The sequence below is a fragment of the Paraburkholderia sp. RL17-381-BIF-C genome, assembly GCF_046026435.1.
In the GTDB taxonomy this organism is placed as follows: domain Bacteria; phylum Pseudomonadota; class Gammaproteobacteria; order Burkholderiales; family Burkholderiaceae; genus Paraburkholderia.
Genome location: NZ_JARESX010000027.1, coordinates 1 through 25,685, shown reverse-complemented (window position 1 = coordinate 25,685; position 25,685 = coordinate 1). Strand labels below are relative to the sequence as shown.

The 25,685-nt window shown below is 60.5% G+C and carries 20 protein-coding genes and 1 pseudogene; 5 read left to right on the top strand and 16 right to left on the bottom strand.

What is annotated here, in order from left to right; translation table 11 throughout:
• Positions 1 to 4 precede the first annotated feature (4 nt).
• Complete coding sequence (locus P0D70_RS18160) at positions 5 to 376, bottom strand: phosphonate transporter (protein ID WP_408185500.1); 372 nt, start codon at positions 374 to 376, stop codon at positions 5 to 7.
• Between the two features lie 567 nt (positions 377 to 943).
• Between P0D70_RS18160 and P0D70_RS18155 the strand changes: the two genes are divergently transcribed.
• Positions 944 to 1,300, top strand: coding sequence for a response regulator (locus tag P0D70_RS18155; RefSeq protein ID WP_091806886.1), 357 nt, complete (start codon positions 944 to 946; stop codon positions 1,298 to 1,300).
• A 159-nt stretch (positions 1,301 to 1,459) separates the two neighbouring features.
• On the opposite strand, the gene P0D70_RS18150 is transcribed toward P0D70_RS18155, so the two are convergent.
• Entirely contained in the window at positions 1,460 to 1,843 is a 384-nt protein-coding gene (locus tag P0D70_RS18150; RefSeq protein WP_091809126.1) for a hypothetical protein, read from the bottom strand.
• A gap of 260 nt (positions 1,844 to 2,103) precedes the next feature.
• On the opposite strand from P0D70_RS18150, the gene P0D70_RS18145 reads away from it, so the two are divergent.
• A complete protein-coding gene (locus P0D70_RS18145) occupies positions 2,104 to 2,544 on the top strand; it encodes an Hsp20/alpha crystallin family protein (RefSeq protein ID WP_408185499.1) in 441 nt (146 codons plus the stop codon).
• 12 nt (positions 2,545 to 2,556) lie between these two features.
• Positions 2,557 to 2,961 (top strand): Hsp20/alpha crystallin family protein, encoded by a 405-nt coding sequence (locus tag P0D70_RS18140; RefSeq protein ID WP_408185498.1) that lies wholly within the window; start codon positions 2,557 to 2,559, stop codon positions 2,959 to 2,961.
• Between the two features lie 146 nt (positions 2,962 to 3,107).
• Here P0D70_RS18140 and P0D70_RS18135 read toward each other — a convergent pair whose 3' ends face one another.
• The 6 genes from P0D70_RS18135 to P0D70_RS18110 all read right to left on the bottom strand — a co-directional run bounded on the left by P0D70_RS18135 (position 3,108) and on the right by P0D70_RS18110 (position 12,045).
• The gene (locus P0D70_RS18135; protein ID WP_408185554.1) at positions 3,108 to 3,971 is read right to left on the bottom strand and encodes a 4Fe-4S dicluster domain-containing protein; all 864 of its coding nucleotides are present in this window, start codon (positions 3,969 to 3,971) and stop codon (positions 3,108 to 3,110) included.
• Positions 3,972 to 3,981: 10 nt separating this feature from the next.
• The gene (locus tag P0D70_RS18130) at positions 3,982 to 6,960 is read right to left on the bottom strand and encodes a molybdopterin-dependent oxidoreductase (protein ID WP_091806878.1); all 2,979 of its coding nucleotides are present in this window, start codon (positions 6,958 to 6,960) and stop codon (positions 3,982 to 3,984) included.
• Positions 6,961 to 7,087: 127 nt separating this feature from the next.
• Positions 7,088 to 7,828, bottom strand: coding sequence for an OmpW/AlkL family protein (locus tag P0D70_RS18125; RefSeq protein WP_408185497.1), 741 nt, complete (start codon positions 7,826 to 7,828; stop codon positions 7,088 to 7,090).
• Positions 7,829 to 8,028: 200 nt separating this feature from the next.
• The gene (locus P0D70_RS18120; RefSeq protein WP_408185496.1) at positions 8,029 to 9,987 is read right to left on the bottom strand and encodes an acyl-CoA synthetase; all 1,959 of its coding nucleotides are present in this window, start codon (positions 9,985 to 9,987) and stop codon (positions 8,029 to 8,031) included.
• Positions 9,984 to 10,940, bottom strand: coding sequence for a fumarylacetoacetate hydrolase family protein (locus P0D70_RS18115; protein WP_408185495.1), 957 nt, complete (start codon positions 10,938 to 10,940; stop codon positions 9,984 to 9,986). The genes P0D70_RS18120 and P0D70_RS18115 overlap by 4 nt, the downstream gene beginning before the upstream one ends.
• Before the next feature lie 34 nt (positions 10,941 to 10,974).
• Positions 10,975 to 12,045, bottom strand: coding sequence for a VOC family protein (locus P0D70_RS18110; protein ID WP_408185553.1), 1,071 nt, complete (start codon positions 12,043 to 12,045; stop codon positions 10,975 to 10,977).
• A 350-nt stretch (positions 12,046 to 12,395) separates the two neighbouring features.
• Here P0D70_RS18110 and P0D70_RS18105 point away from each other — a divergent pair, with 350 nt between their 5' ends.
• Positions 12,396 to 13,166 carry a TetR/AcrR family transcriptional regulator gene (locus P0D70_RS18105; RefSeq protein ID WP_091806870.1) on the top strand — a complete coding sequence of 257 codons (771 nt, stop codon included), beginning with the start codon at positions 12,396 to 12,398 and terminating at the stop codon, positions 13,164 to 13,166.
• Between the two features lie 21 nt (positions 13,167 to 13,187).
• Here the strand turns inward: P0D70_RS18105 and P0D70_RS18100 are convergent, their stop codons facing one another.
• Genes P0D70_RS18100 through P0D70_RS18075 form a run of 6 tightly spaced genes read right to left on the bottom strand, consistent with a single transcriptional unit; the run spans position 13,188 to position 22,669 of the window.
• Positions 13,188 to 13,892, bottom strand: a complete 705-nt coding sequence (locus P0D70_RS18100) for a PqiC family protein (protein ID WP_408185494.1) — start codon at positions 13,890 to 13,892, stop codon at positions 13,188 to 13,190.
• Positions 13,889 to 15,484, bottom strand: a complete 1,596-nt coding sequence (locus tag P0D70_RS18095) for a PqiB family protein (RefSeq protein ID WP_408185493.1) — start codon at positions 15,482 to 15,484, stop codon at positions 13,889 to 13,891. Before P0D70_RS18095 ends, P0D70_RS18100 begins: the two co-directional genes overlap by 4 nt.
• Before the next feature lie 24 nt (positions 15,485 to 15,508).
• Entirely contained in the window at positions 15,509 to 16,888 is a 1,380-nt protein-coding gene (locus P0D70_RS18090; RefSeq protein WP_408185492.1) for a paraquat-inducible protein A, read from the bottom strand.
• 11 nt (positions 16,889 to 16,899) lie between these two features.
• A complete protein-coding gene (locus P0D70_RS18085) occupies positions 16,900 to 18,363 on the bottom strand; it encodes an efflux transporter outer membrane subunit (protein WP_408185491.1) in 1,464 nt (487 codons plus the stop codon).
• A 2-nt stretch (positions 18,364 to 18,365) separates the two neighbouring features.
• A complete protein-coding gene (locus P0D70_RS18080) occupies positions 18,366 to 21,536 on the bottom strand; it encodes an efflux RND transporter permease subunit (RefSeq protein ID WP_408185490.1) in 3,171 nt (1,056 codons plus the stop codon).
• Positions 21,533 to 22,669 (bottom strand): efflux RND transporter periplasmic adaptor subunit, encoded by a 1,137-nt coding sequence (locus P0D70_RS18075; protein WP_408185489.1) that lies wholly within the window; start codon positions 22,667 to 22,669, stop codon positions 21,533 to 21,535. The genes P0D70_RS18080 and P0D70_RS18075 overlap by 4 nt, the downstream gene beginning before the upstream one ends.
• Before the next feature lie 359 nt (positions 22,670 to 23,028).
• Between P0D70_RS18075 and P0D70_RS18070 the strand changes: the two genes are divergently transcribed.
• Positions 23,029 to 23,802, top strand: coding sequence for a TetR/AcrR family transcriptional regulator (locus tag P0D70_RS18070; RefSeq protein WP_408185488.1), 774 nt, complete (start codon positions 23,029 to 23,031; stop codon positions 23,800 to 23,802).
• Between the two features lie 10 nt (positions 23,803 to 23,812).
• Here P0D70_RS18070 and P0D70_RS18065 read toward each other — a convergent pair whose 3' ends face one another.
• Positions 23,813 to 24,868 carry an AI-2E family transporter gene (locus P0D70_RS18065; protein WP_408185487.1) on the bottom strand — a complete coding sequence of 352 codons (1,056 nt, stop codon included), beginning with the start codon at positions 24,866 to 24,868 and terminating at the stop codon, positions 23,813 to 23,815.
• Between the two features lie 447 nt (positions 24,869 to 25,315).
• Positions 25,316 to 25,685: pseudogene (locus P0D70_RS18060) on the bottom strand (SMP-30/gluconolaconase/LRE-like region family protein); the annotation flags it as partial.

Below are 25,685 nucleotides of genomic sequence, written 5' to 3'. Positions count from 1 at the left end.
GCGTTCAATGGGCCGCCTTTCGCTCAATCAGGACAAACCGCGTCGCGCAGTCCGGCGCTTTCAGCAGCCTGAGCCGCACCGGGGTCGGGCGCATGCGCAAGGTCAAAACGTAGGGAACAATATCGTCAATTGCCTCCTCGTCTTCGAAGCGCTGCGCCACCATGAAATTATTCATGCACGGGGCCACCTCTTCGAAGAAATGTTTCCCTAATACTCGCTGCGCCCGCAATCCGGCGTTCTTCGATTCGGTCGCGTTATAGACCGTGACAAGTGCATCCGGGCTTAACCCGATGACGCCAAACTGCATTTCATCTAACCGGGCAGTATCCAATCCAGCCAGCTCCCCTATTCGCACCGCCTCGAATTCTTCGTTCACGCTTATCCCGTGTGGCGCCACAACACCAAGTTCGTTCGTACCGGCTATTTATCCAAAGAGTTCCAAGTGCTGCTTCTGGTGAAAATAGCGACAACTTGTTGCCCCAAAGAAACCGCCCAATAGACGGCATAACGGCCTCCGACGAAATAACTTTAACGCGAGAGCGGCGCTGGAGATTGCCAGAGCCTGTCGGTAATAACGTCCAATTGGGCGCACTGTCGCCGCGTTGCCATAGCGTGGCCAGGAAAGATCTACCCGCCCAACCAAACAACAGCCCTTTCTATGGATCCGCATGAGTTGCCCTGCACAAATTGCCGCGAGCTTACGAAGGACGTACTGGAGGTACGAATTGCTCGCGCGTTTCAGGCGCAACATAAGTTCTGCGATGGGAGCACTCTGTCCTCATTCGTCGACGCCCGAGCCATCCCAAGTTCGTTTGAACAGCCCCCCCGGTCAGCTGCCCCAAATAAGCGAGCGTCAGCAAACGGGTAACCGGCGCGAAGACACCGGGAACGCGAATTGCACGCTCACGTATCCGCTTACTCAACACATATAGGCAGTCGTCTCATGCACTCGATTCTGCTTGTCGATGACGAGCCGGATATTTTGACGGCCTGGCATCTGATTCTCATTGGAGAGGGGTACGAAGTGCGATGCGCCGCGAACGGCGCGGAGGCGCTCCGGATTCTGGACGGTTGGCGGCCGCACCTTATCATCACCGACTGGATGATGCCGCTGGTTGATGGTCGGGAGCTATGCCGTCATATCAAATCGAATCCCGAACTTTCGCGCATTCCTGTGCTTGTTCATACAGCAGCGCCAGCGGCCGCTCGTGAAGCGAATTGTTACCACGTCTGCCTGCAAAAGCCGGCGCCTATCAACGTCGTTCTCACAACCGTGGCGAAGCTATGCGGCAGCGCATAGACGGACGAGACCTTCGGGGTTGGCCTCGCAACCGCATCACGGCTGCTGCTACGGCCAGTATCGACTGCAATCACAAAATCCTGCTCCACGTGATTGCAAACGGACCGGAAAGCCGAAGTGGACCCGCGGCCGAGAGCGGCAACGGGCCACGCAACCTTATCACTGGATAGGCGGCACAACACCGAGTTTTTCGGCCAGCATGCGTTCATAGACGCCGAAATGCAGGTCTACCTCTTCCTGCGTAACTGTCTGGACTAGAACGTTGACCTGGTCGGGTAGCAGTCCCATCACTGTTGAGATTGCGCCCTCAAGTTGCGGCGCACAAATGCGGTCTTCGGCGAGTGTCGTGCCTATGGATATGTCATAACTTTGCTCCTTCCGCTGCACGATTTCGACTATGCGGGCTCGCGCGCTCATGTTGTTATCGACCGCCAGTCTCACGACGCCGGCAAGCTGATGCATCACTTCAGTCGGAAAGCCTTTCGTCGAGCGCAACCTGAACCGATGCTTTCCGAGAGTTATCCACTCTGTTTCGAATTCCATGGAGTTCTCCTGGGGTGACACTGGTGCGCGGATGATAAGGGCGGTCATCGGTTTTTCAAGCCCGACAACAAGCCAGAAAAATTCCTCAAATGAGGGGCTTGAAAATCTTTTCCTGCATCTTATTTTGAAAACGCTCGGGCAGTCGCTCGCGGGTCGACGCGGGCGCTGCGTGTTTCAACCTTGTTTGTTTTGCGGCTGGGGCAAGCGGACTGGAGCGCGTTCACCGGTTCGTCTCCCCACCACCAGAGGAGAAAGCGACCATGAGTGACCTTTACTTTGGCACCGAACTCTTCAGCGAACTGGACCGTCTGCAGCGGCAGATGTCTAACCTTTTCGGCGGATTTCCTTCCAGCCTTCGCTCAAGCCGAGTCGGGACCTTTCCACCCATCAACATCGGGACGACCGACGATACGATTGAAATCGTCGCGTTTGCGCCCGGTATTGATGCATCGAAGCTGGATATTTCCATCGACAAGGGCCTGCTGACCATCGCCGGCGAGCGGACGAGTTCACTGCCCGATCCCGCCGACGGCCGACGGGCCTACACGCACGAGCGCTTTGCCGGCTCTTTCCGGCGAGCGGTCGAGCTGCCCCAGCATGCCGATCCCGACAAGGTACAGGCGCGTTACGTGAACGGATGCCTGTTGATTTCGGTTGGTAAGCGCGAGATGTCCAAACCCCGCGCAATTACAGTTGAGTGATGAGGTGACACGATGAGCGACGCCACGCAAATTGCACAGCGCGAGACCGATCCAGCAAGCCGCAGCGCCGCAGACGAGACCCGCCGGCTAACGCTGACACCAGCGGTCGACATTTTCGAGGACAGTCATGGTGTGACGCTACTGGCTGACTTGCCTGGCGTCACCAGGGAACGGCTCGATGTGAACGTCCACGGCGGGAGCCTGACCATCGAAGCTCAGTCGGCAGTGCCTACCCCGGCAAACCTGCGTCTCTCCCACGCCGAGATACGCGCCCCCCACTTTTCGCGACAGTTTGCCGTTAGCGATGATTTCGACACGTCGCGGATTGAGGCTAACCTGAAAGATGGCGTGCTGAGGCTGACCATCCCGCGTCGGGAGGAAGCAAAACCACGCCGCATTGATGTCAGCTTGGGCTGACCCCCAAAGCGGATCCTATCTGGAGCTCTCTCGTAGGCCGGACCAGATCCTCGCCTTTTCCCGGTCGGGGCATCGCGTTCCGTCGTATCCCAGCTAGATAGGATCCGCCGGTCTTGGGCAAAGCAGCTATGTTGCGGTGCTCATGATCACGCGACTCCCACGCCGGTTGTCGACTGGGCGAGCCTGATCTCGCCCAGGTAAGCGCTTTCGTCCAGTTCGCAATTACGCCGGGCGTTACCGGCGTCATGATGGATTTCGACCCGATAGAGGCCACTTCCCTTGGCAAGCCCACCGAAGCGGAAATCGCCAAAGCAGTCCGAAACGGTCTCGCCCACCTTCTCGTCACCGACGTACAACGTGACGACAGCATCCGCGACGCACTCCGTCACGTCTTCCATCTGCACGCTGACGCTTCCTCCAATGAAGCAGGTTTCCCAGCGCTCGAGGCCGCTATACCACACGCGAGGCTTCGTGCCGAGATTCGGCCGCAACACCTTCAGCCCCTCGCGCCGGGCCTTCTCCTCCATTGTTGCGTCATCCAGCTTGACGGTCTCAAATACGTCGGTGGGGCAGGACTGCTGACAGCGCGGCCGGGACCAGCCCTGATCGAGCAGATGCGCATCGAAGATCCAGGTCTGTGGCAATTGAAGCTCTTCGTTCCAGACGATTGCCTTGTACGGGCACGACTTCACGATGTCTTTGCGACCCCGCGCCTTGTCCGGGTCAATGATGACGATGCCGTCGGCGCGCTTGCGAATCGCATCGCCGCCCACCCGCATGCATGGCGCGTCGTCGCAGTGGTTGCACATGACCGGCAGATACGTGGTCTCGACCATATGGGCGTCACCCTGAACACGGCGCAGGATGCGCACGACGCTCTCTGCATTGGCCGACGCGGGCGCGGCATAACCGGGAAAGTCGTTTCCGACATGCTCGTCCCGGGCGGCGATGACGCAGTTCTGGCAGTTCTCGCACTGCCCGACCTTGACAATCAGATTCCACTTGCTCATTTCATGCTCCTCACGCTGCACGACCGAGCATGAACGCCTCGGCGGATTTCCACTTTTCGACCTGCACCAGACACGAGTTGGGACTCATGCTGCTCGTGCCGGCGGTTTGAGACCGGTCGGGGGTCAGCATATTCATGCAGCCGCCGATCTCGACGCGCTCGCCGTCAATTTCGATCAGTCTGAATTCGGCGCTCGCCTCGTATGACTTGACAACGCCCGCGTTGACCAGCGGCGAGACGTCGGCGGCACAGATCACAGCGCCCCTGTTGTTGTAAACCTTGACCAGATCGCGATGGGCGATGCCTCGCAGCACCGCGTCCGCCACACTCAGCCTGAGCAGCCAGAAGCGGTGGCCGCCGATCAGTGCGCGATGGTCATCAATGCTGTTCACCGAGGAATTTTTGCCGTCGCAATGGGTATGGAAGCTGTAACGACTATGCGTGGCAATCAACTGGAGTGGATACCGGTCGGCGAGTTCGGAACGCATTCCCTCCCACGACGGAATGTAGCGATTGAGCGCCGGCCGTTCGGGATTGTCTGCCGTGTGCCGCTTGAGCAACTCGGGTACGAACTCCAGTTTGCCGCTGGGCGTTTGCAGACCCGAGCCGAATTTTTCGGCGAACTGCGACGGCAACGGGTGGGGTTCCTGCAGGTCTTTGCGCCGGCCCTCCGCGAACCAACGCATGTCCACCGGATGGCGCAATTCGGGCTTCTCGGGCGGCACGACAAAATAACCCTTGCGGCAGAACTGGCGCCACGAAATATGATCCGGCAGATCCGACGAGTCGAAGACGCGCTTGACCCAGTCAAGCTCACTGCAGCCCTCGGTGAACACGGCGCCCAGGCCCAACCGGGTCAGGATCGCGGTGAAGATGTCGTAGTCGGAACGCGACTCGCCCAAAGGCTCGATGCACTTGTGCTGCAGCGTCATGATGCGATGATTGACCGTGCTGTAGCCATGATGTGCGTAGCCGCCGGAATTCGACCATTCCCCGATGTCCCAGCGCTCCAGAGAAGTGCAGGCAGGCAGGATGATGTCGGCAAACTGAGCCTCACCCTCCATCCAGATGGACTGATTGACCACGAACTCGATACTCGAGTGTCGGTAGGCGTCGGCCCAGCGTCCGGAATTCGTCACCGTGCTGAAGGCGGATCCGCCGTAACGGTAGATCATGTGGATCGGCGAATACCCGGGCATGGGATAGGTAAACGGCGCGAACTGGGCTTCCTGCGACATGCCGTCCCACAGGTAGCCTGTGGCATGACCGTTGACGATGGCATCGGGAAGTTGCTGCCGCGGCACCATCTGCTTGACGGGATTCATGGTCAGGATATGCGGCATGCGCTGGTAATTGTTCACCGCGTTGGCGGTCCACGCCAGGTCGCCGGAAATGCCGCCGTCAGCGTAGCCGGGGAAATAGAAATGGAGGTCGTGAGGAACACCCGCTTCAAGGCAGCCGAAATTCACGCCCGGCTTACCCCAGCCCTGCATCGCCATCATCATGATCATGCAGCGTGCCCATTGGGCTCCCGTCGCGCCTCGGCCCGCACCACCGAATCCCGCACCGGTCATCCCGACAGCCAGATGGACCTTCCTGTTCCCCCAGCGGCGCGCAAGCGCGCGGACGTCCTTGGCGGGCACGCCGGTCTCGCTTTCCTGCCACTCGGGCGTTCTGGCAACGCCGTCGGTTTCGCCGAGAAGGTAGGCTTTCCACTCGTCAAACCCGGTCGTGCGGGTAGCGACGTAATCCTTGTCGTACAGGTTTTCCACGGCCCACACGTACATGATGGCGGTAGCGAGTGCGGCGTCGGTTTGCGGTCGGACCGGAATCCATCGCCCGCCGAGTAATTGCGCGGTGGGATTGCAGTGCGGGTCGATATGCACGAACTCAATGCCGAGTTCCTTGGCCCACAGGCGTCGCGGCGTCCCCTCGAATCCCGCATAGGCGCCATTGGTGCTTTCGGGATCGCAGGACCAGAAGACGATCATGTCAGCTTCCTTCAGGCAATCCTCGACACCGCCATAGCCGGATGGAACGCCGATCCGCATCGAATTGCCGAAATGATGCATCGCGCCCCAGTACCAGCCTTCCCAGCTGTCGGGGTTCGCGGCGACCCGGGTGAAACCGATCAGGTTGGCAAAACGCGTCAGCGCGCTGAGGTAATAGCCCACGTTCCCCCACTGGTGGTGGGACGACAGCGGGAACGTAATCGAACCTGGTCCATGAACGCGCTTCTGCCGGTTGATTTCTTTGGCGACAATGTCCAGCGCCTCCTCCCAACTGATACGTACATAGCCGGACTTGCCGCGGTTTTGCGGATTGCGTTCGCCGTCAGGATCGAAGTCGACTCGCTTCATGGGATGAAGGATGCGCTTGTCCGAATAGACGAGCGACTTGAGCGTCAACGCGTGGGGCGCGACCAGTCCACGCCGTGGCGGACTGAAGCGGCGTCCACGCGCTTCGATTACCCAGCTCGGCGCGTCGGTGCTGTCGAGATCGATGGGCGTGACCCGGACGACGCGGCCACGGTTGACGTAGACGAACAGCGGGCCGCCGTTTGTGCACGTGGTGTAGCGGCGCGTACCGTCGCGCATCCGCGTGCCCATCGGCAAACCGATGGTCTGCATCATGCTCAGGGTTTGCATAACCCAAACCAGCAGTTCGTCCTCGCCTTCGGTCACCACTTTGAAGTTCTTGGCGGCGTGGATAATCTCGCCCTGGTCCGGCTTGGGGGAAAAGAACTTCAGCGCGGTGGCGACATCCTTGAAAGCCATGCGCACGTCGGAGCGCCGATGATTGCCGGCACGCGACCGAATGTGGCCATTCTTGAACTCGATGAGCCGATTGATGCTTCCGTCCATGAGCCCGATCGAAACGACCAGATCGCGCTGCTTCAGGCGTTCACGATAGGCGGGAAACCGGCGTGCCGTCAACTCAAGGAGCTTGGGCAACGCAAAAAGAATGGTCTTGAGGACCTGTCGTTTCATATTCGATCCAAAAAGAACTTATTGCACAAGCGGCGGCATGAACGCCTGAGCGGCAAGCTTGCGTGAACATGTGAGCGGCCCTGACTGGCGCGGTCATGTCACGCTGGGAGTCAAAGGTCTGTACTCGTTAAAACGTATAGGCGACGTTCACGAAGACGCTAAGGGGATCGAGCCGAAGCGTCGATCTGGACACGATCTGCGTTCCAGTCGCTGTCTGTCCGTACAACACCAGATTAGTTTTCACCGGCATATAGTTGACAGTGGTTCCGACGGACCAGTGCTTCGTAATCGCGTAATTTGCCCCGATTTCGAACACCGGATTCCACGATGAACTGAGCGTGGCGTGTGCCGAACCGCCTGGACCCACGCTATCGGTCACGAACTGGCTATTGGTTGTCCGAACCTGGGTGAACCACGTGTAGTTCACGCCTAATGCGGCGAATGGGCGGAATTTCGATTCGGCTGAGAAAAGGTGGTATCGAAGCTCGATCGCTGGCGGCATCGGTCTCGTGGAACCCAGGTTGCCATACTTCTGCAGCGTGCCGTCGCCAATCAGATTTACCTTCAATGGCAGTCCGAACAACACTGCGACACCGATGCTGTCCGTGACGTAGTACTCGGTGGTGATGCCCACCGTATTGGTTGAGCTGGCATGCGCCCCGCTGCCGGTCAACTGACGATTCACCGCTACGCCACCGACGCTTTCCACGGTCAGCGGTGTTGCATCGCCCTGCGGTGCAATGTGAAGCCATCCTGTCGACAGTGTCACGCTTCCGGCCGACTGCGCATTGGCGTTGCCGATCAAGCCGGCCGAGCAGATGCATGCTGCCATGCCCACCGATCTGAAGGCTCGCTTGCAATTTTCCATGTCTCTTCTCCTGTCCCTTTGTCTAAAAATTTTTATGGATTATTGGTGTGACCTTTGCAATTTCCTGATTGGCGGGTTCTTCTCCTTCCCTGTTTAATACAGCCCTTATCATCGCCCCTATCACAAATTAGGTTTACTAACTTACCAACACCGTAATTCCATCGAATCGCGGCATCGCCACGCGGCCCTCTGATTAAGTTCTAATCCCGTGCGGAGACCGAGATCGAAAATGCGAACGGAAAACGCCCCAGCACGGAAGTCGCCAATACTTCCAACGTCGGGTCTGAAAGTTCGACGTGCAGTGAAATCCCGCGTGAGGTGTCATCAATCAGACTAACGGTTGCGTCCTCGACGCCCGCTTCCGCGAGGGCCGACCGCATCGCGTCCGTCATTTCACGCCGCTTCAGCGCGGGCTTGAATATCTTGCCAACGCCCGTCAGAGGTATCGCATCCACGATCCGTATGCCCTTTGGCAGTGCGGCACGTTCGTTTATCTCGCGGCGCAGGAACTCGGCCAATTCGGCTTCGGTTGCGGTGGTGCCAGGCTTCAACTGGACATAGGCAACCGGCAATTCGCCGGCGTGCATGTCCGGGCGCCCTATCGCTGCTGCGATCTGTACCGCGGGATGACGATGCAGTGGTTCTTCGATTGCCGCGGGGTCGATGTTGTGCCCCCCTCGGATAATCAGTTCTTTCTTCCGGCCGGTGAGCCAGAAGTACCCGTCGGGATCGCAGCGTCCGAGATCGCCGGTGTTGAGCCAGTGCGCACCGTCACCGCCTTCCATCCAGATGCCACTGTTCTGGTCCGTTCGCATATAGCCAGCGAACACGTTTGGCCCGGAGATAATCAGCTGGCCGACCTCATCCGCCACGCAATCCCGTACGTAGCGGCCGTTTTCGTCGACCACGACTGCCTTCATTGCCTGACCGGGCAAACGAAGCCCAATCGAACCGGCCCTGCGCTCGCCAAGCGGAGGGTTGACGCTGCTGACGCAGGTACCCTCCGTGAGGCCGTAGCCTTCAAGGATTCTTACGCCGGTACGATTCTGGAACGTGCGAAGCAGTTCCACCGGGATGGGGGCGGCGCCACACAGTCCATACTCGAGCGAACTGATATCGTGCGCGCCAACGGGAACGTCCAGCAGAGACCCATAAAGTGTCGGGACCCCGCTAAAGAAGTTGATGCGGTAATGCTCGAAAATTTCCCAGAAGCGATTTACAACGCCGTCGCCTCGATAGCCTTGCGGAGTGCCGAGCACGACGTGGGCACCACGCGAGAACGCCAGCAGACCCGTCACCAGCACGGCATTGACGTGGAAGAGCGGCAATCCGCAAAAAATCGTTTTTCCCGGACCAACGCTTTCGCCAAGGAATTGCCCCGCACTCCACGCATTGGCCACCTCGTTGCCGTGCCGTCGAATCGCAATCTTCGGCAGTCCGGTGGTGCCGCCCGTGCAGAACAACGAAGATACATCCTCGACACCGATTTCAACCACGCTGCTGAGCACATCGCCGTCTTCACTGGCTATCGCGGTGCCGAAATCGTGAACGCAAATATGCGAAGGAACGGCACTATGAATGCCGCCAGGTCCATGCAATCTTGAAGACTCATCACGCTGCAGCGTTCGGGCCGCGGAACGCTTTTCGCGCGGCATCCGGTCGGCCAGATTGACGAGCACAAGATGCTTGAGGGAAGACACTGTATGCAGCACGGTTTGCACTTTTTGCCAGAGATCGACCCCAGGAAACGGTGCCAGTGTGACGAGCACACTGGCGCCCGAAGCATTAAGCAGGTCGCCGATGGCCTCCCCTTCAAGCAGCGGGTTGATCGCGCACACGATCCCCGCCGCCTCGCCGCCCCAGATCACAAAGTGCGTCTCCGGAAGGTTGGGCAGTACATAGGCGACAACTGAGTCGCGCTGTACTCCCAGCCGCGAAAACAGGTTCGCGGTTCGCGTGATGTCGCGCACCAGTTGGCCATAGGTCCAGCACTCGCCGTTCCGGTACTCGTCGGCCGTTGCAAAGAACGAGAGCGCGGGTGCCGATGGATTGATGGCGGCGCCCCGACAGATCATCTCGTAGGTACTCGACGGCAGGTCCGCCAACCGCGCCTGCGTTTCGATAGCCTGGACATCGTCCATGTTCGCGACGCCTGTCATGCTGCCTCGTCAACAACGAAGTTACGCTGCACGCCCAGATTGATGGAACCGTCGCTGCTGACGATATGCGCCTCCACGAGATCCCCCGCCTGCAGGTACTGCGGCCTGTCCTCCTGCATCTTCAGAAAAAGACGCCACTTTTCTGCTTCGGGCAGTTGCGCCGCGGCGCGCTGCTTTTCGGGCGACGGAATGCTCAGCGCACAGCCCGAAGGTGTGCCGGTGGCGAGCAGGTCGCCGGCGTGCAGGTCGTGAACGGCGGAAAGCTCGGTTAGCGTCTCGGCCGGACCATAGACAAGGCCCGCCGTGGAATCGCTCTGCCGGACCGTTCCGTTCACCATGAGCGTCAGCACGAACTCTTTCAGCTTTGGAATATCCTGTTCCTCCAGCAGGCAAAGGTAAGGACCCACCGGGCCGAACGTGCGATAGCTCTTGCCCTTGTAGAACTGCATCTGAGGAATCTGGATGTCGCGCGCGGAGTAGTCGTTGACGATCACGACGCCGGCAATATAGTCATGCAGGTTTGCGTCAGAGACCGTTTCGCGCGAGTTGATGTCGCGTCTGAGCACAAGCCCGAGTTCGATCTCGTAGTCGAGGAAACGCACCTCTTTCGGTTTAACCACGGGCGAGTCGGCTGGAACAATGCAGCTTGTTGCCTTCGTGAAGATCATGTTGAATTTCTTCACATCCGGATCCAGTCCGGACTCGATCATATGCTGGCGGTAATTCGCGCCTTGACAGATGAATTGCTGATTGGCTGTCACGGGCGACAACCACTGCACTTCCGATTCGGGAATCGTCGGACCGCTCAGCATGAACAGCCGCTCAACCGGATTGGCTTCGATAAACTCAGCGGTCGTCTTGAAGTCGCCCGGAATCGGCGTGATCGCGCCGTTGACGACGACGCCCCATTGGGGACGGCCATGATGCCTGTAATGCAGAACGTGAAGTGCCATGGTTAGATCTCCGGATCTTATGGAAGGGATTGGTTCAGGCGAAAATCTTTGCCAGCCTGCGAAGTTTGGAGAGCGTCAGGTCGGGGCTGCGACGCAGGTTCTTGACGAGCGCCACGATGCTCGTGGGCGTGAATTTTGGTTTGGTGAAGCTGCGTGGCATTGCCGGTCCCCACTGCGCCATCGCTTCGCGACTCACCGCATGCACGCCCACGGGCGTGTCGGCTGTAAAAAGATCGCCGTCGCAATAGTGTTCGTGCTTGTCGCCCCACGGGTCTTGCCAGTAGTCGAAAATCTGACTACCCAGGATATGCCGGCCGATCCCCCACGCGTGCGTCCAGCCCTTGTCGCGCAACACGCGCTGCCCCATGCCAATTGCGTCAGCGTCAACGACTTCGTACGCACTATGGCTGTAGGTCGGTACAAAGCCTTGTGCAAGCGCTAGCGTATGGTGATCGGCCGGCCGTTCGCCAAGATCGAGCCGCATGAACGCAACGACGGGGGAACCATCGGGAAGTACCTGCACGTCGCTTGGAATGAAGCCGAAGTGCTGCGTGTACCACGCGCAGGTTTCCTGATAGTCGACGAGTTCTAGCACCACATGTCCAAGCCGGATGATTTCCGGCGCACATTCGGGTGGCCGCTGTGTTCCGTTAATGCGCACGGCCGCGTCCACGGAATTGAACGGCAACGGTGGCCGATGAAATAGCACTGAAGCCGGCGCCTGATCCCATATCGCATCGACGCGAAAACCGGAAGGGTCAGTCAGCCGCACGGTATAGCCGCCGCCCGGCAACTGCGATCGTTCGACCGCAGATGCGCCAGGCAGCCTTGCAAGTGCATCGAGCTCGGCCTTGGTGTCGACCTGCAGCCCAAGGCCGACGAACCGGGATTTCGGCGCCCTTTGGATCACATAGCAAAAATGCGAAGCGCCCGTTCCTCTCAGCAGGACAAGCTCTTCATTGCGCAACACGGTTCGTAGACCGAAATCACTGAGAAATGCCTCGGCTTTCACAAGATCCGGCCGATCGAATATCAGGTAGATCAATGCCGAGGCTTTCGTCGTGGGATTGGGATGACGGGCCGGCTGTACGGTGGTCTGTTTCATGGCAGGACGGAAATCAAACGGTTTGAATGGCCGTATTCGGCTTTGAAAGCCGGCGCGTGCCGATGAGACTCGACGTAACGAACTTCGGATCGGCATTCAGGCTGCCGAGCCAATTCACGCTGCCGAACAGGCCCAGCACGGTCGACCTCATGCGCCGACGGCTGAGCCGGGTTGCGCGGGCCGAACGGCCCGGTAGTGTTGATTGCTCCTGTCTCCACTGTCACTCCGTCTGTCTATTTGTTTATCTGGCGTCGCCGCACGCTTTTGTGACATTAAAGTCATAGATGATAGTTTTGTCAATAGAGACATTTCAATCTATACTTGGACATGAGCAAAGACTGGAACTCGTCATGGCGAACTCTTTGAACCGGCCTGCACCTAAGCGCGCCGGCCGTGTGACCCGCGTTTCCGCGGCTTCCGATTCCCCGGCTCCAGTTCCCGAGGAGCGCGAACCGCGCGGAGCGCGCCGCAAACGTGAGACGCGCGCGCGCCTCCTCGACGCAGCGCTCAGGCTCATGTCGGACAAGGGCATGGAGGGCGTTGCAATCAACGAAATCACCGAGGCCGCCGACGTGGGCTTCGGTTCGTTCTACAACCACTTCGAGTCGAAAGAAGCCATCTACGCGACGCTCGTCGACAACGTGTTCGAGGAGTTCGGCGACATGCTCGATCGCCTCACCGGCGGCCTGTCCGATCCGGCGGAAGTGATCTCCGTCTCCATGCGCCACACCTTGATGCGAGCGCGGCGCGATCCCGTCTGGGGACGTTTCCTGATACGCGAAGGTTTTTCGGCGCACATCCTGAGCCGTGGGTTGGGCCAGCGGCTATTGCGGGACATTGGAAATGGCATCGCCGCCAAGCGCTTCGTGGTCGCTGACCCCTTCATCGGCTTTCTTTCGGTGGGTGGTACGGTGCTTGCCGCAATCGCAGCCGAGTTGAATTTCGTCGCGCCTGGCGCGCCGGCGGCAGCGCTGCTCGACGAACTCGGCTTCAGCGGGGAACACTTTGCCGAGCGTACGGCAGCAACGCTTTTGCAAACACTCGGGCTCAAGCGCGCGGAGGCTGAGAAGATTTCGACGCGGGCGCTGCCGCTCATCGAAGCGGAAGTCGAGGCGGAATAAGGCGGACGCGAAAAAGGACTGTCAGGGGCGTCGGGTCACCCCGATCCCCGCTTCAGCATAGGCCATCAACGGGCAGGATGCCGGGCGTGTCACCGCTTGCCGGCTCCCGTGCAATGCTGACGTCATGCCAAGCTCACGGAGGCCCCGCGCAATCTGCGTAGAGATTCGTTGCAACGCCTGCCGATGCCCATCTGCGATCGCATCATAGCCAGCTGAGACCGGCTGGCTGGCTATGCTGTGGCAGGTCATCGTTTCCTGACCATTTGACGGCTGTATGCTCCATACAGCTTCAATCAGTACGTGCGACCCAGGCCACGTCTCAAAGCGCTGCACTTGCACCGAAATGCGGTACAGCGGAACCTCGTCCGTGCGCGCCATCCCGTGCACGTCGAGCGCACCCGACTGCCGGGTCACCATTGCCAGCACTGCGGTGCGGATTTCATCCGGCAGCGGCGACGCCCAGCGATCGTCCTCCAGCACCTTGACCTGAGTGGCATTCACCTGAACGACAAATTGGCTCCTCGCCAGCGCGGAAGGCACTGTAACGGGCCGCATATCGATCAGAACGGCGGGGCTTGCCGTGCGATCCGCCGTGGGCAAACCGCCGCCGGCGTCAAGCGTGTAGAACCGGCTGGGCGGAGAACCACACGCCGCCAGAGCAGCGAGACTGATTGCCGCCGCCACACGAACGAAAGCGCGCAGCGAATAAGACTGAAGCAGAGTCACGGCCGGTCTCCTTTCTTGCCGAACAGAAGCGCCTGGGGATGACGTTCCAGATAATCCGCGAGTGCGTTGAGAGACTGCAGCGTACGGGTCAGTTCCTGCATCGCATCCTGCACATCCGATTGCAACGGCGCCGCCTGCTGAAGCGTCGCCTCAGCGGTTCCGAACGTCCGCTGCGCTGCCGCCAACGTATCCCGAGCCTGTGGAACAACCTCCGTATCCAGATGACCGAACAGCTTGTTGGCATTTTCCAGCGCGCCATTCAGGTTGGCGCCGATCTTGTCGAACGGCACCCGGTTCAGTTTCCTGGCAATGTCCGCGATCTGCACCTGCAGTTCGTCAAGCGTGTTAGGCACGGTCGGCAGTTCGATCGGGTTCTGATGCACATCCACGGTCGCACGCGGGGCTTTCGGGAACATGTCCAGCGCCACATAGAGTTGCCCGGTCAAAAGGTTGCCGGTTCGCAACTGGCCACGCAACCCTTCCATCACGAGGTGCTGAAGCAGCTCATGCCCACCTGGCGTGTTGGGGGCCGGTAGCGCCTCCCTGCTGCGCCGGCTGAGCCGGTCGGGATAAAGTGCCATCGAGACCTTCATGCTGAAACTCTTGTCCATTTCGCTGTATTCAATACCAATCTCCGTCACCTGACCCAATGCAATGCCGCGCAGGTCCACAGGTGCGCCAACGGACAATCCGCGCAGCGACTGGTTGAATCGCATCACCACATTGAGTGGTTGTCCGTCCGGCTCGCGCATCGCGTCCGACTCGTCCGCCGCGAGTCGAAACACCGCCTTGTCGGCGGCCTGTTGTCCGGCGTCCTGACCCGGCGGTGACTGAAACGCGAGACCTCCCACAACCACTGTCGCCAGCGACTGCGTGTTGATCTTGAGCCCGCTCGAGTCGAGCCGAAGATCGACACCGCTCGCATGCCACCAGCGAGTGTTCGTCCCGACATACTGATCGAATGGCGCATTGACGAAGAGGTTCACGATCACGCCCGAGCCGTGCGGGTCGAGTGAAAAGCCGACCACCTGGCCCACCTGCACACGACGGTAAAAGACAGGTGCACCAATATCGACCGACCCCAACGAATCCCCTCGCAGCGTGTACTGGTGCCCCGGTTGGCCGCTGGTGACGATGGGAGGATTCTCGAGTCCGACAAACTCCGTCCGTCGCTCTGACGATTGCCCGATGTCGACGCCGATGTACGCACCGGAAAGCAAAGTACCGAGGCCCGAAATGCCGTTGGCCCCCACGCGCGGGCGGACCACCCAGAAACGCGTGCCTTGTGTCGCGAATTTTTCTGCCTCCCTGGTGAGTTGAATTTTTACCATCACTTGCTGGAGGTTTTTCGTCAGCGTAATGGCCTGAACGGAGCCGATTTCGACATCCTTGTACTTGACCTTCGTTTTGCCTGCCTCCATTCCGTCTGCGTTATTGAACGAAACCGTGACCACTGGCCCCTTTTCGGAAATGGATCGGGCTACCAGCGCAATGCCGATCAACGCCGAGATCAGGGGGACCAACCAGATCAACGAGGGAAGCCAGCGTTTTCGTGGTTTGATGTCGGGAAGGGGTAGATCAGGAAGATGCATCGCTAGAGAATAGTGTTGCTGATTTCAGTTTATGGGGGCGACGGAGCTACGAACCCGTGCGGATTCGACGTCCTCGGAATGCGGTTGTGCGCGACGGACGTTGTCCCAGGTGAGCCGTGGGTCGAACTGATGCGATGCCAGCATGGTGAGGATCACGACCGCCCCGAAAGCGAGCGCGCCCGGACCCGCGGTAACGAAGGCAAAGGAGCCGAAGTGCACCAGGGCAACCGTGAGTGCAACAACGAAGACATCGAGCATCGACCACCGGCCAACCCGCTCGACAATACGAAACAGCTTCGCGCGTTCGAGCGGGCGCCAGTCCGAACCCCGGCGAGCAGTCAAGGTCAGCAGTGCGAGAACCGTGAGTTTGAGCATTGGCACCATGACGCTCGCCACGAAGATAACGACCGCGAGCGGCCAGTCTCCCGAGCTCCAGAAGTAGCCGACGCCGCCGAGAATCGTGTCGTCCTCTGAGCGGCCGAGCGACGAGGCATGCATGATCGGCAAAAGATTCGCCGGAATATAGACGATCGCTGCGGCGACAAGCAGACTCAGCGAACGCGTCACACTGTGCGGACGGCGCTCGTGCAGCAGCGAGTCACAACGCGAACAGTGCTGATGCGGCTGATGCGCGATTGCCGTCTGAACCAGGCCGCAGGTATGACACGCGAGAAGTCCTGCATGTCTTGCCGAGACATCACCCGTGGCTCCTGTTTCCGGCGAGCCGGAGGTGTCACCCGGCACAACGCGGCTGTCACTCACGCTCGACCGGGCAATGTCGGCGCGCCGACGAATTTTCATTTCGTCGCAAACCTCCCACAACACGGCAGGGTCGAACGCGGCAACGATAGCCAGCATCACGGTCAATGCGCCGAATGCAAACAGGCCCGGCCCCGGAATCACCTGCGCGATGCTTACCATTTTCACGATCGTGATGAACACCCCGAGCATGAATACCTCGATCATTCCCCACGGTCGAACGAATTGAATGAGGCGAATGACCCGATTGAAGCCGGACGGCCGTTTACCCATCAGAACGGGAACCAGCAGGTAAAGAACGGCGAGCAACTCCGTCAGCGGAAACAGCATCGACGAACAGAACACCATGCATGCGACGACACGCATGTGTTCGTCCCACAGCGATTGCACTGCACCAAACAGCGTGGTCTGCGAGCCGATCCCGTTTGTCTCCAGCCGTAGTACCGGGAACGCCTGCGCAATCACAAAAGTAATCAACGCAGCGACGGTCAAAGCGCAGATCGTCTCGAGCGACGGACCACTGCGATGCAGTCCTTTGAAACCCGCACCGCACCGCTGACACCGTGCAACCAACCCACCCAGGCGCGGCGGCTTGCGGAAAAGGAGGTCACATTCGTGGCAGGCAATCAGGTTCCGATGTTCCATGCTGGGACGCGTCACTCTTTTGACGTCACGTGCCGCTGAGCAGACGGCAATTCGCCCATCGCCTGGAACAGTGTGACGGTATCGGTCATGCGCTGGCTTCCGGCGCGCACGGCGCCCAGCTGCGCAGTGAGAAATCGCTGCTCGCTGGCATACTGCGCCGTGGACGGCAAGGAACCGAGGCGGGCGCGCGACGCGGTTTCGTCGAAGGCCGCACGGGCTGCCTGCGCCGCTCGTTCGGTAGACGCCAGCGACTGCGCGTCGTTATCCAGCGCGGCAAGCGAATCCGCGACATCCTTGAATGCCGACAGAACCGTCGACTTGTAGTGGAGAACCGCGGCGTCGTATGACTCGATCGAGGCCCTGCGCTGCGCGAACAACGCCCCACCATGAAAGATCGGTTGCGACAGACCCGCCCCGATCGCCCACAGTCCGCCCGCGCCTGAGAGCAGCATCGGCCAGCTAAAGCCACCGCGGCCCATCGCGGCTGTCAATGACAGGCTCGGAAAGAGCTGCGCGGTCGCGGCGCCAACGTCGGCCGCGGCCGCTTTCACCGCGGCGTCGGCCGCCAGAATGTCAGGGCGCGAACGCAAAAGATCCGATGGCACGGCGACCGGCACGTGGTCGGGCAAAGACAGGCTGTCGAGGTCGGGAACGGCCGGTGCGTCGTCCGGCGTACGCCCCATCAGCACCGCCAGCGCGTGGACGGCTGTGGCGCGCTGCTGCCGCAAGGGCGGCAGACTGGCCGCAATCGACTCCGCGTCGTCCTTCGAGTTCAGCGCCTGCACGTGCGAGAGCGATCCGAGCGTGTAGCGTTGCTGGTCCTCATTCGCCGTTTCGCTCGCCACGGCAACGAGCCGCTCGGTGAGAGCGATCTGACGATCGAGCGCCGCCACATCGATCGCCGTGCCGACGATGTTCGCGGCGAGCGCACGCCGGGCCGCTTCGAGTTGATAGCCCTGCACGTTCACACGGGCGGCAGCCGCTGCGTTGGCGTAGCGCGTCGCACCGAAAAGGTCGAAGGTGTAGTGCGCCTGAATCTGCCCGGCGAAAAAGTTGTACCGGACCTCGGTTGGACCAATGCCGGGCACGACCGGTGAACGCGCCCGCTCGATCTGCGCGGCGGCGTCGATCGAAGGCAGCGTGGACGAACCGACCTGCGCGCGCAATTCCTCTTGTGCGGCCGAAAGCGTGCGCTGCGTCGCCGCAAGCGTCGGGCTGTTGCGCAGACCTTCCTCGACCAGCGCATCGAGCGCGTCCGACCGGTACAGCCGCCACCATTGCGGCACCGCCGTCGAACCGATATCGAACTGCTGGGCGACGCCATTTGCCACGACCGTCCCGGACGGCTGCGCTTGCGCGCCGTAATGCGTGGGCGAAGGCATCACTGGCGGTTCGCCGCCGGGGCCGAACGAGCAGGCCGTTAGCGCGAGCGCCATGGCGACGGCGACAACGGATGTCTTATGGGCAAACTTCATCTTCAAATCTCCGTGTGCTCGACGACGACCGGCTGCATCCCGCGCTCGTCGCGCTGGACCCTGAAGCACGTCGCGTAGAGAGCCGGCAGGAAGAACACCGTCAGTAAGGTGGCGATCGTGATCCCGCCCATCAACGCGGTCGCCATGGGCCCGAAAAACGCCGAGCGCAGCAGCGGAATCAAGGCGAGCACGGCGGCGGCGGCCGTCAGCATGATCGGGCGGAAGCGCCGCACGGTCGCACCGACAATCGCGTCGAAGCGCCCATGCCCCGCCGCGATGTCCTGATCGATCTGATCGACCAGGATCACGGAGTTGCGCATGATGATGCCGAACATGGCGATCACGCCGAGCAACGCGACAAAGCCGAAGGGCTTGCCGAACAGCAGCAGCGCAGCCACGACGCCGATCAGCCCGAGCGGTGCGGTCAACACGACGATAAAGGTCCGCGAGAAGCTTTTTAGCTGGATCATCAACAAGGTCAGAACGGCGATGATCATGAGCGGCATCTCGGCGTTGATCGAGGTCTGGCCTTTCACGCTTTCTTCAACCGCACCGCCCACTTCGATGCGATAACCCACCGGCAATCTGGCTTGCTCGCCGGCAAGTGCGTGCTCGATATCGCGGGTCACGTCGATACCCTGCGCGTCGCCCCGAATGTCGGCCTGCACCGTGATCGTCGGCTGCCGGTCGCGCTGCCAGATCACACCGTATTCGAGCGTGTCCTTGATGTGTCCGAGGGAACCCAGCGGAACCGGACCGTTCGGAGTCGGCACCGCGAGGCTGGTGAGCTTCGAGGGATCGACGCGCTCGCCCTTGGGCGCACGCAGATCGACGTTGATCAGCTTGTCCCGCTCGCGAAATTGCGTGACCGTGTAGCCCGAGAGCGTCATGGCCAGGAAGTTCGATACGTCCTCCGACGTCACACCGAGCTGGCGCGCCCGGATCTGATCGACTTCGAACGAGATCGACCGTTCTGCCGGCTCGTCCCAATCGAACTGGACGTTGCGCGTGCGGAAATCGGCACGGGCCTTGTCGGCTACCGTTTCGGCAATGGAGCGCACGGTCGCGATATCGCTGCCGCTCACCCGGAACTTGATCGGGAAACCCACCGGCGGACCATTCTCGAGCCGCGCCACACGCGCACGCACGCCGGAGAAATCCTTCTCGAGTTTTGCATCGAGCCAGCGCATCAACTCGTCGCGATCTTCGACGCTCTTCGCGGTGACCACGAATTGCGCGAAGTTGGGCTGCTGGAGCTGCTGATCGAGCGGCAAATAAAAGCGCGGCGCGCCGGTGCCCACGAAGTCGACGAAGTGGTCGATCTCGCGCTTGCCGTTGAGCGCCGATTCGAGGCGCTTCGTTTCACGCAGCGTCGCCTCGAACGAAGCGCCTTCCGGCAGCCGCAGGTCGACGAGCAGCTCGGGGCGTTCCGAGTTCGGAAAGAACTGTTGCGGCACGCGCGTGAACGCTGCCATCGCGATCACAAAAAGCACCCCGGTAACGCCAAGCACGGCCCAACGACGGTCGATGCACCACGATACCCAGCCTGAAAGGCGCTGGTAGAAGCCGGTGTTGTAAACGTCGTGCTCGTGATGCTGGCCGTCGCCTTGGCCCTTGCGCTCGGGCAGCATGTGAAAGCCCAGCAATGGGACCAGCACGACAGCCGCGAACCAGGACACGATCAGCGCAATGGCGGACACTTCGAAAATCGACCGCGTGTATTCTCCCGTGCTCGATTTCGCGAGTGCGATCGGCAGGAAGCCCGATACCGTCACGAGCGTGCCGGTCAGCATGGGAAATGCCGTACTCGTGTACGCAAAGGCCGCCGCGCGCGTGCGAGTCCACCCCTGCTCCAGCTTCACGGCCATCGTTTCGACGGCAATGATCGCGTCGTCGACGAGCAGCCCCAGCGCGAGCACGAGTGTGCCAAGGGATACCTGGTCCAGCCCGATGTTGAACACATGCATGCACAGCGCCGTCACGGCGAGCACGATCGGAATCGAGATCACGACGACCATGCCGGTGCGCAGGCCGAGCGAAACCAGGCTCACGACCAGCACGATTGCTACCGCTTCGGCGACCGATCTGACGAACTCGTCCACTGAATGCTTAACCGCGTGAGGCATGCTCGAGACGGGAGCCAGCTTGAGTCCCGCCGGCATGGCGGCTTGCAGTTCGGCGGTTGTCGCGTCAAGCGCTTTGCCGAGGCTGACCACGTCGCCGCCCTTTTGCATCGTCACGCCAATGCCGAGCACCGCCTGCCCACCGACACGCATCTCGGTGACGCGCGGATCGTCGTAGCCACGCGTGATCTTTGCGATGTCGCCCAGCCGGAACTCGCGTTTGTTCACGGTGAGGAGCGTGTCTGCAAGCGCCTGCACGTCCTTTAACGCACCGCTCGGGCGCACGAACACCCGGTCGTCCGCCGTCGTGATGGTGCCGACCGGCGTCACCGTGTTCTGTGCGTCGATGGCCTGCGCGAGCTGCTGCGGCGTGATTGAGAGCCGAGTCAGTTGCGCATTCGATATTTCGACGAAGATGTGCTGGTCAGGATCGCCAAAGTAGTCGACCTTGGCGACACCGGGCACACGCAGAAGGACCGCGCGCAACTGATCCGCGTAGCCGTGCAGTTGCGCGGGCGTATAGCCGTCGCCTTCGAGCGCATAAATGTTCGTGTAGACGTCGCCGAACTCATCGTTGAAGAACGGTCCAACCGTTCCCTTCGGCAGTGTCGCGGCAATGTCGCCCACTTTCTTGCGCACCTGGTACCAGGTCTCGGGCACCTCCTTGACCGGCGCCGAATCCTTCATTGCGAAGAAAATCATCGACTCGCCGGGCCGCGAGTAGCTCTTGATGTTGTCGACGTACGGCGCGGCCTGCAACTGCCGGCCGATCCGGTCCGTGATCTGTTCCTGCACCTCGCGGGCAGTTGCGCCCGGCCAGTAGGTCTTGACCACCATGGTACGGAACGTGAACGGCGGGTCTTCCGACTGGGCAAGCTTCGTATAGCCGATCACGCCGAACAGCGTCGCAAGCCCGATCAGAAATATCACGAGCTGCTGATGGCGCAACGCCCACGCGGACAGATTGAAACCGCCTTCGCTGCGTGCCTCGGCGTCAGGCGGGATGACGGGCGCGCTGTCGCGCGCGGTTTCACGGTCGCGGGCGTTCATGACGAAAAATCCTCCGGATGGAGCGGAGCCACGACCTGCACGTGCTGGTTCGCGCTCACCGCATGAACGCCTTGCATCACGACGCGGTCGCCTTCGTGAAGTCCGCCACTGACGGAGACGGTCCGCGCGTCGTAGCGCACGAGGCTGACGACGCGCAGTTCGAGAGTGTCGCTGCCCGCGCGCACCACCCATACAGCGGGGTTCTCGCCTTTGTGGAAAAGCGCCGTCACAGGCAGTGCGAACGGCGCCGCCTCCGGCACGCCGCTGGCGGCATCGAATGTGACATTGGCCGTCATGCCGACGCGGACTTCCGCGCTCGGCGCGGCTAGCGTGAGTTTCACGCGCCACGTGCGGCTTTGCGGGTCGGCGGCGGGCGATACCTCGCGCACGGTCGCCTCGAAGCTTTTGCCGGGCAGCGCGGACAGGCTCACGCGCGCCTTGCTGCCGACGGCTATCGCGCCAAGCGCCCGCTCCGGTGCGTCGCAGACGATGTCCACGCTGCCCGTCCAGTCGATGTGATAAACCGCCTGATCCGCCTGGACGTTCTGGCCGGTGTCCGCATCCTCCGACTTAATGACGCCGTCGTGATCCGCGGTGAGCGTGGCGTAGCGCAGGTGGTCGGAGGCGAGCGCCATTTGCGCGAGGGCCGAATCGCGCTGCGCAAGCGCGGTAGCGTACGCGTCTTCGGTCTGTTCCATCTGCGCCGGTGCAATCAGGTGCGCCTGGATCTGAGCCTGATCGCGATCGCGCTGTTGCCTGGCGTACACGAGACGATGTTCGGCGGCGTCCAGTTGCGCGCGGGCATTGACGAGGTTATTGCGCAGATCGGTGGGGTCGAGCAGCGCAACGATTTGCCCCGCCGTGACGGTATCGCCGAGATGAACCTTTCGTTCGATAACCTTGCCCCCAACTCTGAACGACAGTGGCGTGGAGTAGCGCGCCTCTACTTGAGCGGGCAATGAGGCAGTCGGAATGCTTGCGTCGGGATGAACCGCGAGCGCGACAACCGGTTTGGGCACCGGCGGCGCCACTTCACCGCGGTGGCAAGCCGAGAGCAGAATTGCACCACAAGCCGCAACGAGCAGACGCCCTCTGAACGGTGGCCTGGCGATGGAAGACAGGATGGGACGCACGAAATTCCGCGCGTTAAGACCGGATAGTTTCACGATGTTCACAAGGCAGGTGATAGTCCAGCAATGAAAAATAGGCGAGGCATAGGGAGACACGGCGCGTCCGGCGACATGCTTTTGCTCTATGTGTCAAGGACGATTCCATACGCCATTAACTTGGCATTCCTATCCGCCCATTCTGATACGAGCCGCTTGCAACTCTTCATACTTCGTCATCGCACGCGGGTGGATACCGTCGCTTCTCATTTCGTCTGCGCGGCTGCCGATTCTCTGGCTAAGGTGACATTAGACCCATAACTGATTATATTGTCAATAATGACGTATAATTCTAAAATATGACGATACCAAGATCTGGAGTCGAGATGCCTGATATCGCGAACCCCTGTGGAAACCCGCAGCGCGTGCAGACCTTGAGCGGCCCGGCTCAAGCGGTCGAAGGGCGCCAACCGCGCAGTACCCGCCGCAAGCGCGAAACCCGCACCCGCTTGCTCGACGCCGCACTGAGGCTGATGGCGGAAAGAGGAATGGATTCGGTGGCTATCAACGACATTACCGAGGCCGCCGACGTCGGTTTCGGCTCGTTCTACAACCACTTCGGGTCGAAGGAAGGGATCTTCACTGCACTCGTCGAATGGGTGTTCGAGGAATTCGCCGATACACTGGACCAACTGGCCTGCGACCTGTCCGACCCGGCCGAAATAGTCGCCGTCTCAGTGCGGCACACATTGATGCGCGCACGCCGTGAGCCGGTATGGGGGCGGCTGCTGATCCGCGAGGGATTGTCTGTGCATGCGCTGGGCTGGGGCCTCGGCCAACGATTGCTGCGCGATAGCCAAAGAGGCATTTCCGCGGAGCGCTTTGTCGTCCCTGACCATTTGGTGTGCGTTGTGTCGGTCACGGGCATCATCTTCGCGGCGATCGCCGCCGAGTTGCACTTTGCCGCATTGGTTACGCCGGCGGCCCGGCGGCAAAAAGCGTCTGGATTCGGCGAGCAGAACTTCGCGGAACGGGTAGCGGCGGTCGTGTTGCAGGTGCTTGGACTCAAGCGCGCGGAGGCGGAAAGAGTTGCGCGCCTGCCGTTACCCACGGGCAGGCCGGATACCAAGCGTGGCAGAGCAAAATCGCGCGTCCGCTGATCAAGCCCTGCTATCCCCCGTAAAACGCGCTCGCCAGATAACGGCCGCGGAGTTCGCGCAGGCCTACGGCCAGAATTGCGCTGGCTGGAAGCGCGAGCAGAACCCCAAAGAAACCGAAAAGCTGGTCGAATGCGAGCAAGGCGAAAATCACCGCGAGCGGATGCAGGCCAATGCGTTCGCCGACGAGGCGTGGCGTAAGAATGAAACTTTCGAGAATCTGGCCAATGCCGTACACGACCGCCACCGCGGCAACGCCATACCAACTGCCGAATTGCAGCAGCGCGGCAAGAAGCGCGAGCGCCAGTCCGGTCGCGAATCCGATGTACGGAATGAACACGGCGAGCCCGGTAAAGAGACCAATGGGCAGCGCGATCTCGAAGCCTGCGACCGTCAAAGCGATTGGATAAAACGTAGCGAGCGCCCCCATTACGAGCAGTTGGCCGCGCAGGTATTGCGACAGCATCTGGTCCATGTCTGTCAGGAACCTGCGCATTTTGCCCAGCCACGGTCGCGGCACGAAGCTTTCAAGGCGAGCAAATGCCTCGTGCCTGTCATAAAGCAGATAGAACAGAACGAGCGGCACCAACACGATGTTGCCCACGACAGTAATCATCATGTTGCCGCTCGTGCGCAGTGACTGCCACGCAGCCACTGCGATGGTTTGTTCGCTCGCCTTGAGGTGCGTCCTTAACATCTCGTGGACATGGCTCAAATCCAATGAATAGCTCAGGCCCAGCAGGGCCAGTTTGGGTTGTAACCACGCGTTGAGTGTGGCTGCCAGAGAAGGAATCCGCACGATCAGTTCGGGCCCCTCTTTATGGATCACGGCAAACACGAGCAGAACGAGCAACGTGGCCATCAAACCAAACAGGAGCATCATCACGAGCGCGGCGAGTCCGCGTGGCGTGCGATGGCGCACCAGCCATTCCACTCCCGGTTGAAGGACATATGCGATGAGCCCGCCAAGCAGGAACGGCGTGAGGACCGGACGCAAGATCCAAAGCAGGACGCCAGCCATCAAGGCGACCGCGCCCCATAGCAAGGCGTGGCGTTGATGCAGAGTCATAAGGGCAACGTGTTGGTGAATAAATCGGGTGTGCCAGTATCGGGATGTCGCCTGAAACGGGCGGACAGGCTCACTCCATTGGTGACGATATTATCACTATTGCGTGATTGATCACAACTGACATTTGTAACGAATTACACTGAAGGTCGCTGGGCGGCTTCTCCCGTGTGGCGCACTCCGGATGTTTTGGCACGCTTTATTTGACATTTTTATCAATTATGATCTTGGCGCCATAGATGCTTCACGCCGACCGCCAGCGGCGCCCAACCCGTTCATGGGACGCAAGTTAAATTCTTTGCAGGATTTCCTATGGTGTAACAATCCAGACCCCAATGCGGGCAACCGAAACCGCTAGACGGGATTGCCCGTCAGCACGCCCCGGATCATCACCTCGGGCGTCGCCTGGCGCTGAGCCATCGCCCCTATTGCGGCGACTCGGGTGCATCGTCAGTTGACGCTGAATGGGGACACCACCGCCGTTCTCACCGCGCTTGCCGCAGGCCCGGTCGAAGCAGGCGGCACCCAGCGATACACCACGATGCTTGAGTCGTTGTAGTTGTCCTTCGTGACTTCATATTCGCCCGTCGACCGCCGATACGCACGAAGTCCATACATCGAGTCCGCGTCGTTGCCGACGTCGACCATGTTTGGATTACTATTGACGAGCGTGACGTCGAGCTGTCCGGTCGTGAGGTTAAACGCATCCACGTTAGGCACGGTATGTACGTAGCCGACAAACAGATAATTGCCGGCGGCCACAATTGATTTTGGATTTGCGCCAGTAATGTTGATCACCGGGTTCGGCGTGGTCCTGTTG